A 12,609-nucleotide genomic window follows, 5' to 3' on the forward strand; every position below is an offset into this window, starting at 1 on the left:
CGCCCATGACGCCTGCCTCCGCGCTTTCCTCCTCGTTTCCGGCCGGGCTCGACGCCGCGGCGCGCGCGCGTTCGGTCGACGTACGCGCCGCGACGTTTCCCGACGACGAGGAAATCGTGCAGGACCTGCTGCTCGAATACGAAATGGCGCTGCTGCGGCACGGCGTGACGATGCCGCGGCTCGGCGCGGAGCTGACGTCGCTGCCGGGGCCGTATGCGCCGCCGTACGGCGCGGTGTACGTCGCGCGGGTCGACGGGACGCCGCTCGGCTGTGCGGCCGTGACGGCTATCGCGGCCGACGGCGGGCCCGTGAGCCCGCGCGAGATCCGCCGGCTGTACGTGCGCGACGGCGCGCACGCCGCCGACGTGCTCGGCGCGCTGCTGGCGCGGATCGGCGCGCTGGCCGAACTGGACGGCTGCGCGGCCGTGCGCTGCGCGGTGTTTCCCGATCTCGACGCGCGCCACGCGACGTTCGCCCGCCACGGATTCACGGTGTGCGGGATGGACGGCCCGCCGCCGGACGGCATGCGCGTGCCGCCGCGGCTGCGGGTCGCGACGCTCGAACGCCCGTGCGCGCCGGCGCGTGCCGCGCAATGGCGCGCGCTGCTGCGGCGCGTGCTGATGCGTGGCGAGCCGGGGCGGATGTAGTGGTATTTGGCGGAGAAGCGCGGTCAGCATCAACCGATGCTGCATCATTATCGATAATTGCGCGAGTTGCCGTACGTGAATTCGACGCAAGGTCACACCGAATCGGGACCCGGCCGTAACCGGGTCCCTTTGCTTAACCACCCCAAGAGCACGGCACGCTCAACACTGCGCGGGAATATACCATTCCGGTTTGCATTGGAATTGATGGAGGGCAGTTAGTGTCGCGGCGTTCGGCAGCGTTACGGCGACTACTGAGAAATGCCTACCACGGTTGTCTGGGCAAATCGAACCAGATTGGCAATTGGCACAGTAGAAGGCCCGCCCTTGGGGTTACCTAAAGCGACCCAGAATGTATACGTGCCAGCAGCGATCCAGGGAATATTGACCGTATATTGGTTACCAGGATGTTCACAATCCACCATGTGAGCATTGGGTTCATCGCCGGCGCTCACCCACAAGCATGCATATTCGGCAACCGGTTTGGCGCGCGATTCATCCCATGTCCAACGCAGCGTCGTCGCGCCCGTCCCATTTTGCGGAACACTGACCTGTTGAGGAGATGCCGATACGCTGCCTACCGGCGGCGGGCAATTGTAGAGACAAAAAGGCCCGGTGCCTGGATTCCAGTAAGGCGTCGCTCCAAAATAAGGCCCCTGATAGTTTTGCCGAGGATAGGAACCAAGCGCCTGATCGAGTTCGGCTTGTTGCGCGGCATTCAGTTTAAAGCTCCCCTTTTTCCCACTATCGCTTGATATATTGTTCGCGGCGACTTCGGATGTTTGAAATAATTCCGCGGCAATCACCGGCTCGACCGCTACGCCAACGCCGAACGCAAACAAAATCACACCCATACGCACCGATTTCATAAGAATCTCCTTGTCGAATTTTTCACTGCATATGAAGAAGACTTCGACCGCATGATGAGACTGGAAACTAGCAAAATTGTCAGATATCAAACACGATCCTGACGAATTTATTATATGATTTAATCACGAAACCGGAAATAGCGACGATGAACCATATATTTGTCGCGATGCACGAAAGCAGCATTTGAATATCGGATCTTCACCGCCCTTCACACGTTGTTCTCCGCAAAACCGATGCCGATCGGCACCACCATGCCCGCAAGCGGCAGGTCGTCGCGCGCGATCCACGCGGTGAGCGCGGCCGCGACGCACGCCGCGGGCGACGGCCGGAACCGCAGCGCGAACGCCTTCAGGCCGTCGCGCGCCGCGTGCCACGCGTCCGGGGCCGCCGCCTCGGCCACCGGCTGCAGGTGCGCGACGTTCACGCGCACGCCGAAGCGCAGCATCTCCTTGCCGAGACTCTTCAGCGCGGCGTGCCGCGCGCGCACGTCGATCGGCAGCGCGCCGGGCGCGGTGTCCAGGTAATAGCCGACGCTGTCGTCCTGCGTCAGCGCCCAGATCTGCGCGCCGTCGCCGCGCCGCAGCGCGAGCGCCGACGCCGCCTGCAGCGTCGCGAGAAACGCGTCGAGCCGCGTTTCGACGCCTTCCGCGAGCGCGTCGAACGGATCGACCTCCGGGGCACCCGTGCCCGCGCGCGCATCGCGCGGCTGGCCGAACACGATCCGGTCGAACGGGCCGTACGCGTCGTTCCAGCCGTCGAGCGCGGCGGCCGGATCGGCCGCACGCACAACCTGCACGCCCGGCGCGTCCGGCCAGTCCGCCGCACCGTCGTCCGCTTCATCCACGACATGCGCGACGACCCGCAGCCCGGCTTCGGCGAGGCTCGCGCAGAGCGCGCGCTCGACCGGGCCGTGCGCGTCGATCACCAGCACCCGCGCGCTCAAGCCGTGACCTGCGGCAGATGGTCGAGCACGAGGCTCGCGAGGCCGCCGACGCTGTTGCGCGGCCCGTCGATCAGTTGCCGGTTCAGCACCGGCAGCTTCACGCCGAAGCGGCGCTCGAGCGCCACCTGCAGATCGAGCACGTCGAGCGAATCGAGCGCGAGCCCGTTGTCGAGCAGCGCGGTCTCCACGCCGATCGATTCCGGCGCCACGCCCGCCGCCGATTCGAGCGCCGGCAGCAGCTCCGTCCTGATCACGTCGATCACCTGATTCTTCGTCCAAGGCTGGCTCATGTGCGTCTCCATTCGGGTTGAAGGCCCGGCGCAAGCCGGGCGGATTGCGTTACTGCTTCAGGTAAATCGTCACGCTTGCGCTCATGCAGCGCACGCCGCCGCGCAGCACGGTCGCGTCGAACGTCGCGATGCCGCCCGCGCGCGGCAGCGCGCCGTCAGGCCCCGCGCGCACGTGCGCCTCGATCGCCTGCGCGGGCCGCACCGGCTGCGCGAAGCGCGCGTTGCGCACGCCGACGAGATGGCAGCGCGCCTCGCCGCCCGCGAGATGGCCAACGAGCAGGTTGGCCGTCTGCGCGACGAACTCGATCAGCACGACGCCCGGCACCAGCGGATCGCCGGGAAAATGCCCGGCGAACCACGGCTCGTCGGGCGCGAAGGTCCGATGCCCGACGATCGCGAGCCCGTCCGCCGCGACCTGCGCGCGCTCGACGAACAGGAACGGCGGCCGGTGCGGCAGGCAGCGCAGCACGTCGGCGGCGGCGAGCGTGAAGCCCGCTTCGGTCGCGGCCGTCATGCCGGCGCGCCCGCGCGCTGCGCCGCGTACGGCGCGAGGCAGTCGATCAGCGCGGGCGGATGCGGCACCGCGCATCGCGTCGCGCGATCGACGGCGACCATCTCGATCGTGACCTGCGCGATCGGCGCACCGTCGCGCGCGACGTCGGTCACCCACACCGAGCGCGACACCGACACGCTCGCGATCCGCGCGCGCAGCGTCAGCCGGTCCTCGAGCCACGCGCTCGCGTGATACACGGCCTCGACGCGACGCACGATGAACAGCGCGCCGTCGTCCGCGAGCCGTGCGAACGAATAGCCGGCCGCGCGCATCAGCCGGTTGCGCGCGCGCTCCGCCATCTCGATGTAGCGCGCGTGATAGACAATGCCGCCCGCGTCGGTGTCCGCGTAGCCCACTTCGTAGTCGAGCGTCGTGTCGTCTTCGTGTGTCCGCATGGTGCGTGTCCGTTGTCAGGTTGAACCCGATGAAGACCCGTCGTCCGGGTCACCGGTTGAAGCCACCGTCGACGCGCAGCGTCGTGCCGTGCACGTAGCCGGGCTCGAGCAGGAACTGCACGGCCCGCGCGACCTCGTCCGCGCGACCGACCCGCTTCGCCGCGCTGCCGCCGACGATGTGCGCGGTCATCGCGGGCGTCAGCGACGCGATCATGTCGGTGTCGATGAAGCCCGGCGCGACCGCGTTCGCCGCGAGCCCGGCGTCGGCGTAGCGGCGCGCGAGCCACTGCGTGAAGCCGATCAGCCCGCCCTTGCTCGCCGCGTACGCGACCTGCCCTTCCTTGCCGACGATGCCGCCGAGCGACGCGACGTTGACGACCGCCGGCCGCGCCGACTTCAGCAGGTGGGGCAGCGCCGCGCCGGTCGTGCGGATCGCGCCGAGCAGGTTGGTGCGCAGCACGTTTGCGCCGCGCTCGCGCGGCAGCGTGACGAACGGCGCGTCGTCGACGATGCCCGCGTTGTTGACGAGCGCGTCGAGGCGACCGAAGCGCGCGACGACGTCGGCGACGAGCCGGCGCACCGCGTCCGGCTCGGTCACGTCCGCCTGCAGCACCGCACGCTCGACGCCCGCGCGCGCCAGCGCATCGGCGAGCCGCGCGCCGGCCGCTACATCGCCGCGATAAGACGCCGCCACGCGCCAGCCGGCCGCCGCGAGCCGGCGCACGATCGCGAGCCCGATGCCGCGCGTGCCGCCGGTGACGAGCACGGCGCGCCCGTCGCCCGCCCCCGCGCTCATTTGCGCGGCCGCGAGACGCTGCCCGCGATCACGATCTTCTGGATCTCCGACGTGCCTTCGTAGATGCGCAGCGCGCGCACCTGCCGATACAGCTGCTCGGGGGTCGAGCCGGCGACGAGGCCGGCCGCGCCGAACAGTTGCACGGTGTCGTCGACGACCTGCGCGACGCCGTCGGTCGCGAACAGCTTCGCCATGCTCGCGTGCGCGGCGACGTCGGCCGCGCCCGTGTCGAACTCCCACGCCGCGCGCGCGACGAGCAGCGCGGCGGCGTCGGCGAAGGTCGCCATCCCGGCCAGCTTGTCGACGGTGAACTGCTGCTGGATCAGCTTGCCGCCCGCGACCGCGCGCTGGCGCGACCAGTCGAGCGACGCGGCGAGCGCGCGGCGCGCGAAACCGAGCGCGGTCGCGCCGACCGTCACGCGGTACAGGTTCAGGATCTCCATCGCGTAGCGGAAGCCCGCGCCGGACGCGCCGATCAGCGCGTCGGCGGGCAGCGCGACGCGGTCGAACGTCAGGCTCGCGAACGCGCGCGGCGCGACCAGCTCGATCTCGCTCGCCGCGAGCCCCGGCGTCGCGGCCGGTGCCGACAGGAAGCTCAGGCCGAGCCCGCCGGGGCCGTCGCCGGTGCGCAGCAGCACCGCGTGGTGCGTCGCGATCGAGCCGTTCGACACCCAGGTCTTGCGGCCGTTGACCGCATAGCCGTCCGGCGTGCGCTCGGCGGCCGCCGTGAGCGCGGCAAGGTTCGAGCCGGCGTCGGGCTCGGACAGCGCGAGCGAGCCGACCGCGGTGCCGTCGCACAGCGCGCCGAGCCACGCGGCCTGCTGCGCGTCCGAGCCGAACCACGCGATCGGCGCGGCCGCGAGGCCCTGGATCGCGAACGCGAAGTCGACGAGATCGTCGAGATACGACAGCGCCTCGCGGATCAGGCACAGGCTGCGCACGTCGGGCCGCGTGCGGCCCGGCGCCGGATCGACCGCGTAGCGCAGCCAGCCGTGCTCGCCGAGCACGCGCGTGTAGACGCGACCCCGCTCGGACGGGCTCAGATGCGCGTATTCGCGCGGCAGGTACGCGTGCGCGTCGACCCACGCTTCGAGATCGGCGGCCAGCGTGCGGTGCGCGGCGTCGTAGAACGGCAGGTTCAGGATCGAGGCATCGAAGATCTTCATACGGCTCCCGAATGGGCGGAGTGGTCAGCGGCGCGCATCACGCGAACGCCGGCGGCGCGGCAATGCCGAGCTCGTCGAACAGGCTGCGCAGCGTCGCGTAGTCGCGGTTCAGCTTCACGCCACGCGTGCGCGCGTCGAGCCGCGCGAGCATCCGCTCGCGGCCCGGCACGTCGAGGAACGCGAGGATCGACGCCCACGCGCTCGCATCGGGCGTCGTGTACACGTCGAGCGCGGCGGCGATCTCGTCGCGGAACGCCTGCTGCCCGGCGGGGTCGAGCGCGCGGTACACCGACGCGACGATCTCGTGGAACGCGGTGCTGTGCGCAGCCTCGTCGCGGCGGTGCATGTCGGTGTTGATGCGGTTCAGCGGCTGGATCGTCATGTCGCTCGACACCTGCGTCAGGTACGCGTTGATCGACATCTCGGCGATCGACGCATACGCGAGCCGCACGATCGCCGCGCGGCGCGCGTCGTCGCCCACCTGCGCGAGCCGCGCGCGCTGCCCGGCGCCGACCAGCGGCTCGGGCAGCACGTAGCCGTCGAGCGCATGGCGCTCGCGTGCGCAGTGGCAGACGTCGACACACATCAGGATGTGGAACTGCTCGTCGACCTGGATCTGCGCGAGCACCTGCTTGAGCCGCGGGTCGCCGGCGCCAGGCAGCCGGCCCTTCAGCAGCAGGCTGCACAGCGGCTGGACGATCTCGTCCTCGAGATACATCGCCTTCTCGTTGTACGCGACCCACGCGGCGCCGAGAAAGCGCCGCTTCCGCGCGTCGGCCAGGCCCGCGAAATCCTCGTCGTCCCAGAACGGCACCATCGACACCGGGAATTCCGGAATCGCGTCGTCGCAGTACTGCGTCAGGTCGAGCCGTTCCTGGCGCACGGCCACGCGGTGGTTCCAGCTCGCCGCGAGGCGTTCGACGACCTTCTGCGTGAAGCTCGCATCGTGATTGAGCGTCGTGTACATGTGTCGGTCTCCGTGAAAGGCAGCCATCACGCGAGCACGAGCGGGTCGTATGCGCGGCGGCCTTGCGCGTCGCCGCGCCGCGCGAAGCCCGTCTCGATCGAATCGAAGAACGCCAGGCGCGCGTCGACGAGCGCGTAGCCCGCGCTCAGCATCGCCGGAATCCGCCCGGGGTCGCGCTGCGCGATGTCGACCATGATGTCGCGCATCGTCTGCGCATGGCCGTCGTCGCATTCGACGTGGAGGTGGAAGAACGTGAGCGCCGGCGCGGCGACGCCGTGCCGCTCGAAGCCCTTGATGATGTCCGCGTAGACGGCCGGCACCAGCGCCTCCGCGCCGAGACACAGCGCGGCGAGGCCGCGCGACGCGTCCGGGTGGCGGCAATGGTCGAACATCGCGTCGATCAGCCGGCGCGTGCCGATCAGCGGCTGCGCGCCGTCGGTCGTCAGCCCGAAGTGCTCGAGCATCGCGCGGTAGACGAGGCTGTGCGGCGTCTCGCTGTCGTCGGTGAGGCCCAGTTCCTCGCACAGGTTGCCCGCGAGCTTCAGCACGTCCGCGTTGTCAGGCAGGTTCGCCATCAGCGCGCACAGATAGCGCGTGAAGTAGCTGCCGTAGAGGCCCTGCTGGACGAGGAACAGCTTCAGCTCGTCGAGCGGCACGTCGCCCGAGCGGCAGCGCGCGAGAAACGAATGATCGCGAATCCGGCCGACGAGATCGGCCTTCGCTTCTTCCAGCACGGTGAGATGCATCTTCATCGTTCGCACTCCTTGTCAGAAAGTCGTTCGCCCGCGGGCTGGCCGGCGTCGTCCAGGAACGCCGCAATCCTGTCCTGCAGGGCCCGGCTCGTGTACACGCCGAAGTGGCCGGCGTCATCGATCGTCTCGAGCGTCGCGACGGGCAGCGCCTGCGCGACGCCGCGCGACGTCGCGGCATGAATCACGTCGTCGCGCGCGCCGTGCAGCACCCGCGCGGGCAGCGCGAGGCGGCCGAGCCGCGCCGCCCAGTCCTCGCGCAGGCACGCGGCCTGCATCCGCGCATAGCGGCAGATCGAATCGTCGTCGCCGAACGGCAGCGCGTTCAGCGTCGAAAGCTGGTAGTCGAGCGAGCCGTCGTCGACGCGCCGCGCCTGGCTCAGCAGCACGCGCACGAGCGCCGCGTGCTTCGCGCCGGCTTCCGCTATGCGTGCCCACAGCGGCAGCACCGTCTTCTGGTAGAGCGTCTTGTCCGCGACGCCCGCGATTTCGAGCGACGGGCTCACGATCGCGAGACGGTCCGCGGCCAGCACGCGCTCGTCGAGCGCGTACGCGGCGACGTTCGCGCCCGAGCAGTACGCGACGAGCGCCGCGACGTGCACGCTCGCGCCGGCGAGCGCGGCGAGCACGTCGGCCGCGTCCCGCGCATGGCGCGCGAGCGACAGGTCAGACGCATCGCCGCGCGCATCGGGCAACCCGCGTGACTCCCACGTGATCACGCGGCAGCGATCGGCGAGCCGCGCGACGAGCGGCGCGACGAACGCGGCGGATACGCCGAGCGCATTGACGACGAGCACCGTCGGCGCATCGGGGGCGCCCGCGTCGAACGCGGCGAGCGGTACGCCGTCGCTCGCGGTCACGGTGCGCGGCGTCAGCGCGTCGAGCGGGCGCAGCGCGTCGAACGCGCGCAGCCGCGCATCGAGGTACGGCAGCGCCGTGCGCGCGCGCAGGTCGATGAGGTCGGCCATCGCGTCACTCCCTGCCCGGTTGGTTGTCGACGATCACGCACGTGGCGAGCACGCCGAGCCCTTTCACGACGAGCGCGTGCAGCCCCGGCCGCCATGCGCCGGCGAGACCTTCGGCGAGCGCGACCGGCGCGCTTGCCGCGAGCCGGTCGATCGTGCCGGGCGCGCCCGGGCGCACGACGTGCACCACCGGCGCCGTATCGGCCGGCGCGCCGGGCAGCGCGGCCGCGACGAGCGCCGGGAAGCCGCGCGCGTGCGCCGCGTCGAACGCGTCGGCGTCGAACGCCTGCTGCGACCAGCCGACGATCCGGCCGAGATCGCCCGCGCGCGCTTCACCGGCCGCGAGCCATACGACGCCCGCACCCGGATGGAGCGCCTGCGCGTCGCGCAGCGGCGCGTCGGCGTGCGCGACATAGCGGGCGCTCGGCAGGTCGAAGCCGCCCGCGCACACCGCGTCCGCGTGGCCGGCGGCGAGCTGCCGGCACGCGCCGACGATCGCGTCGAGGCCGGCCTGGTAGCCGAGGAAGGTCAGGTTCGGGCCGCTCCAGTCGAACAGCGACGCGACGATCGCGGCGGTCGCGTTCGGCAGGCCCGCCGCGTACCACGACGGCGTCACCTGCTCGAAGCCTTCCGCGCGCACGGTGCCGACGCATTGCTCGGCGACGTCGATCGCACCGAACAGCGTGCCGAAGCTCACGCCGATCCGGCCGGCGGGCGTCGCGCGGTCGGCGTCGCCGAGCGCGGCGCGCAGCCGCTCGGCGGCGGCAAGCGTCATCCGCGCCTTCAGCGGCAGCGGGCCGACCTTGCGCGAGCGGCGCTCGGCATGCAGATGCGCGTCGGTCAGCACGCCGTCGGCGGCGGGCACGATCGCGGCCGCCGCCGCGATCCGGAACGCGCGGCGGGGCGCGCGAGGCATCAAGGCAGTCATGCGCGGGCCTCCTGATGGGCGCGCGCGGCGTCGGCGACGACCATCACGCAGTTGTTGCCGCCGAAGCCGAACGCGTTGACGAGCACGCTGTCGCCCGCCAGCGGCAGGCCGTCGCCGTCGGCGATGCGCACGTCGCCGAGCGCGTCGTCGCGCACGTCGAGGTTCGCGGTCGGCGGCAGGCGCCGCCGCGCGAGCGCAAGCGTCGCGGCAACGAGCGAGAACGTGCCGGCCGCCGCCTGCGGGTGGCCGAGCGTCGACTTGATCGACGTGACGGGCGGCAGCGCGTCACGGCCGTAGGTGTCGGCAAACGCGCGGCGCAGCGCGGCGATTTCCGCGCCGTCGTTGGTCGGCGTGCCGGTGCCGTGCGCGAACACGCCGCCGAGCGCGTCCGCGCGCACGCCGCTCCCGGCGAGCGCGGCGGCGATCGTGCGCGCGACGCCGTCGACGTCCGGCGCGGTCGCGTGCGCCGCGTCGCAGCCCGCCGCATGGCCGGTCACGACGGCCCGGATCGGCGCGCCGCGCGCGAGCGCCGCGTCGAGCGGTTCGACGCACACGCAGGCGACGCCCTCGGACAGCACCACGCCCTGCCGGTCCCCGCTGAACGGCCGGCACCGGTCACGCGTCGCGACGCGCAGCCCGTTGAAGCCGCAGATCGTGTATTCGAGCAGCACGTCGATGCCGCCCGCGATCATCACGTCGGCTTCGCCGGCCACGAGCGCGTCGATCGCGAGCGCCGGCGCGAGCAGCCCCGACGAGCAGGCGGTCGACAGCACCGCGAGCGGGCCGCGCCAGCGGCCGTCGCGGCCCGGCAGCAGCGCACTCGCGTCGAGATCCGCCGCGCCGGCCGCGCCGCTGCCGGGCGCGTCGACGAGCACGTTCTCCGCGACCTCGACGCCGGCCGTCGTCGTGCCGAGCATGCAGCCGATCCGCAGGCCGTCAGCGTCGGCGAGCTGCGCGTCGGCCAACGCCTGCCGGATTGCGTAGCGCGCGAGCGCGGCCGCGCGGTTCTCGACGCCGGTCGCGCCTGGCTCGAGCGTGCGCCAGACCGCCTCGGGCACCGCGATCACGTTGTCCGCCGGATAGCCGGCCAGCGGCCGCTTCGGCCACGGCCCGTTCAGCACCGCGCGCGTCTCCAGCGCGCGCCACAGCGCGTCCGGCGTCGCGCCGGCCGGCGACAGCACGCCGAAGCCGGTGATGGCGATCGGCGTGCTCATCGCGCGCCCTTTCCCGCGTCGCGGGCGGCCAGGATGCCGTCCGCGAGCGAGCCGAGCGTCAGCCCGACCAGCAGCTCGGGCGGGAACTCGATCGCATGGCGCGCCTGGCAGCTTACGATCAGGTCGATCAGCTCGACCGACGTAAGGCCCGCGTCGGCGAGCGGCAGGTCGGCATCGAGTACGTCCGGCGCGACGTGCAGCGTCGCCGCGACCGTCGCGCGCAGTTCGTCTATCAGTTGCGCGCGCAACTGTTCTGGTGCGACGTCGGGTTCGAGGATCAACGGTTGGTCGTTCACGAATCGGTCCTTGTGGTTCGTCAGCGTTCGGAGAAATCAGGCCGGCGCGCGCACGGTTGCGAGCCGCAGCGAGCACGCGATCGCGACGAGTGCGAGCGCGCCGATCGCGAACGTCACGTCGGCGATCGCGCGCGCGGACGCCACGGGCGCGCCGGGCGTCGCGACCGCGAGGTAGATCGCGCCGAGCGCGGCAACCCCGATCACGATCGACAGCTGCACCGACGTCGTGACGAGCCCGCTCAGCGCGGGCGCGTGCTGCGGTGCAGTGCGCTGCGTCATCTGGTTGACGGTGGTGCCGAACGTGAGGCCGTGGCTCGCGCCCGCGCAGAACAGCAGCGGCACCATCACCGCGGCGACCCAGCCGGCGTGGCGCGCGGTCATGCCGAACGCGAGGTTCGCGGCCGCCATCGCGATCAACGCGACCGCCGGCGTGAAGCGCAGCAGGCGCGCGGGCAGCTTCGACCAGCTCACGTTCGAGATGCCGAAGCCGAATGCGTACGCGGCGAACACGAAGCCCGAGATCATCGGCGAGAAGCCGAGGCCGGTCTGCAGGTACAGCGCGCACGCGAACAGCCAGCCGCCGTAGCCGATGAAGCCGATCGACACGACCGCGAGCCCGGGCCGGATGCCGGTGGCGAGCACCGCGTCGAGGCTGAGCAGCGGGCTGCCGCCGCGCTGCGCGAGCGCACGCTCGAAACGCAGGAAAGTCGCGACGCCGACGACGCCCGCCGCGAGCGACGCCCATACCCACGCGGGCCAGCCGACGTCGTGGCCGAACGTGAGCGGCACGACGATCAGCAGCATCGCGCCCGTCAGCAGCGCGACGCCGACCAGGTCGAGCTTGCGCCGCTCGGGCCCGGCGAGCGCCGGCAGCACCGAGCGCGCGCCCGCGAGCAGCACGATGCCGATCGGCACGTTGATCAGGAACGCGGGCCGCCACGACAGCCCCGCGAAATCGGCGGTGATGATCACGCCGCCGAGCGCCTGGCCGGCGGTCGAGCCGAGGCCGAGGATCATCGAGTAGTAGCCGATCGCGCGGGCCCGCGCGGGCCCCTCGAAGCTGCGCTGGATCAACGACATCACCTGCGGCACCAGCATCGCGGCGCCGACGCCCTGCGCGATGCGCCCGACGATCAGCAGCCACGTGCCCGGCGCGATGCCGCATGCGAGCGACGACACCGTAAAGATCGCGAGCCCGGTCACGAACAGCCGGCGATAGCCGTAATCGTCGCCGAGCCGCGCGCCCGTGATCAGGAACACCGCATACGCGAGGATGTAGCCCGCAACGACGAGCTGCAGCAGCGCGCCCGAGATGCCCAGGTCCGCGCGCAGCGCGGGTGCTGCGACGTTCACGATCGACGTGTCCATCGCGGCCATCCCCTGCCCGATCAGCAGCAGCGGCAGCATCCGGCGGTGCGGCGCCGCGCGGTCAGGTGTTGCCGGCAAGACGCCGGCCCCGTTGATACCCGCATTCGACATAAAAAATCCTGGTTGCTTACGCGATCACATCGCGCTTGAGTTGCTGAAACTTGCCCTCGACATCCTTCCACTGCGCCGCGTCGGGCAGCGCCGGCTTGCGGATCGTGAGGGTCGGCCAGCTTTGCGCGAGCTCGCGGTTCAGGCCCGCGTAATGCACCTGGTCCGCATCGAGCGCGACATCCTGGCGGATCGCGCCGACCGGGCATTCCGGTTCGCAGACGCCGCAGTCGATGCATTCGTCCGGATCGATGACGAGAAAATTCTCGCCCTCGTGGAAACAGTCGACGGGGCACACCTCGACGCAATCGGTGTGCTTGCAGTTGATGCAGTTCTCGGTGACGACGTAGGCCATCG

16 protein-coding genes are annotated in these 12,609 nt (G+C 71.2%); 1 reads left to right on the forward strand and 15 read right to left on the reverse strand.

From position 1 onward, the window contains the following. Positions 1 to 5: 5 nt before the first annotated feature. Positions 6 to 647 (forward strand): hypothetical protein, encoded by a 642-nt coding sequence (locus WT26_RS01705; RefSeq protein WP_069269562.1) that lies wholly within the window; start codon positions 6 to 8, stop codon positions 645 to 647. 248 nt (positions 648 to 895) lie between these two features. Here the strand turns inward: WT26_RS01705 and WT26_RS37015 are convergent, their stop codons facing one another. The 15 genes from WT26_RS37015 to fdxA all read right to left on the reverse strand — a co-directional run bounded on the left by WT26_RS37015 (position 896) and on the right by fdxA (position 12,607). Continuing rightward, positions 896 to 1,603 carry a hypothetical protein gene (locus tag WT26_RS37015; protein WP_155123030.1) on the reverse strand — a complete coding sequence of 236 codons (708 nt, stop codon included), beginning with the start codon at positions 1,601 to 1,603 and terminating at the stop codon, positions 896 to 898. Between the two features lie 119 nt (positions 1,604 to 1,722). After that, positions 1,723 to 2,457, reverse strand: a complete 735-nt coding sequence (locus tag WT26_RS01710; RefSeq protein ID WP_230461525.1) for a hypothetical protein — start codon at positions 2,455 to 2,457, stop codon at positions 1,723 to 1,725. Continuing rightward, positions 2,454 to 2,747: an acyl carrier protein gene (locus WT26_RS01715; RefSeq protein WP_042585878.1), complete on the reverse strand. Its 294-nt coding sequence runs from the start codon at positions 2,745 to 2,747 to the stop codon at positions 2,454 to 2,456. Before WT26_RS01715 ends, WT26_RS01710 begins: the two co-directional genes overlap by 4 nt. Before the next feature lie 49 nt (positions 2,748 to 2,796). Then, entirely contained in the window at positions 2,797 to 3,261 is a 465-nt protein-coding gene (locus tag WT26_RS01720; RefSeq protein WP_059715851.1) for a 3-hydroxyacyl-ACP dehydratase FabZ family protein, read from the reverse strand. Next, on the reverse strand, positions 3,258 to 3,695 hold the full coding sequence (locus tag WT26_RS01725) for an acyl-CoA thioesterase (protein ID WP_059715850.1): 438 nt from the start codon (positions 3,693 to 3,695) through the stop codon (positions 3,258 to 3,260). Before WT26_RS01725 ends, WT26_RS01720 begins: the two co-directional genes overlap by 4 nt. Before the next feature lie 49 nt (positions 3,696 to 3,744). Further along, positions 3,745 to 4,491 (reverse strand): SDR family NAD(P)-dependent oxidoreductase, encoded by a 747-nt coding sequence (locus tag WT26_RS01730; protein WP_069269563.1) that lies wholly within the window; start codon positions 4,489 to 4,491, stop codon positions 3,745 to 3,747. After that, positions 4,488 to 5,657 carry an acyl-CoA dehydrogenase family protein gene (locus WT26_RS01735; RefSeq protein WP_069269564.1) on the reverse strand — a complete coding sequence of 390 codons (1,170 nt, stop codon included), beginning with the start codon at positions 5,655 to 5,657 and terminating at the stop codon, positions 4,488 to 4,490. The genes WT26_RS01730 and WT26_RS01735 overlap by 4 nt, the downstream gene beginning before the upstream one ends. Before the next feature lie 37 nt (positions 5,658 to 5,694). Then, positions 5,695 to 6,624, reverse strand: a complete 930-nt coding sequence (locus tag WT26_RS01740) for a diiron oxygenase (RefSeq protein WP_045565864.1) — start codon at positions 6,622 to 6,624, stop codon at positions 5,695 to 5,697. Between the two features lie 26 nt (positions 6,625 to 6,650). After that, complete coding sequence (locus tag WT26_RS01745) at positions 6,651 to 7,376, reverse strand: TenA family transcriptional regulator (protein ID WP_059946123.1); 726 nt, start codon at positions 7,374 to 7,376, stop codon at positions 6,651 to 6,653. Beyond that, a complete protein-coding gene (locus WT26_RS01750; protein WP_069269565.1) occupies positions 7,373 to 8,341 on the reverse strand; it encodes an alpha/beta fold hydrolase in 969 nt (322 codons plus the stop codon). Before WT26_RS01750 ends, WT26_RS01745 begins: the two co-directional genes overlap by 4 nt. 4 nt (positions 8,342 to 8,345) lie before the next feature. Beyond that, positions 8,346 to 9,266 carry a beta-ketoacyl synthase N-terminal-like domain-containing protein gene (locus tag WT26_RS01755; protein ID WP_080405977.1) on the reverse strand — a complete coding sequence of 307 codons (921 nt, stop codon included), beginning with the start codon at positions 9,264 to 9,266 and terminating at the stop codon, positions 8,346 to 8,348. Beyond that, on the reverse strand, positions 9,263 to 10,480 hold the full coding sequence (locus tag WT26_RS01760) for a beta-ketoacyl synthase N-terminal-like domain-containing protein (RefSeq protein ID WP_069269566.1): 1,218 nt from the start codon (positions 10,478 to 10,480) through the stop codon (positions 9,263 to 9,265). Before WT26_RS01760 ends, WT26_RS01755 begins: the two co-directional genes overlap by 4 nt. After that, positions 10,477 to 10,776, reverse strand: a complete 300-nt coding sequence (locus tag WT26_RS01765; RefSeq protein ID WP_059919410.1) for an acyl carrier protein — start codon at positions 10,774 to 10,776, stop codon at positions 10,477 to 10,479. Before WT26_RS01765 ends, WT26_RS01760 begins: the two co-directional genes overlap by 4 nt. Positions 10,777 to 10,812: 36 nt before the next feature. Beyond that, a complete protein-coding gene (locus WT26_RS01770) occupies positions 10,813 to 12,222 on the reverse strand; it encodes an MFS transporter (protein ID WP_230461526.1) in 1,410 nt (469 codons plus the stop codon). Positions 12,223 to 12,271: 49 nt separating this feature from the next. After that, on the reverse strand, positions 12,272 to 12,607 hold the full coding sequence (gene fdxA / locus WT26_RS01775; RefSeq protein WP_059773455.1) for a ferredoxin FdxA: 336 nt from the start codon (positions 12,605 to 12,607) through the stop codon (positions 12,272 to 12,274). Between the last annotated feature and the right edge of the window lie 2 nt (positions 12,608 to 12,609).

The sequence above is a fragment of the Burkholderia cepacia genome, from assembly GCF_001718835.1.
Taxonomy (GTDB): domain Bacteria; phylum Pseudomonadota; class Gammaproteobacteria; order Burkholderiales; family Burkholderiaceae; genus Burkholderia; species Burkholderia cepacia_F.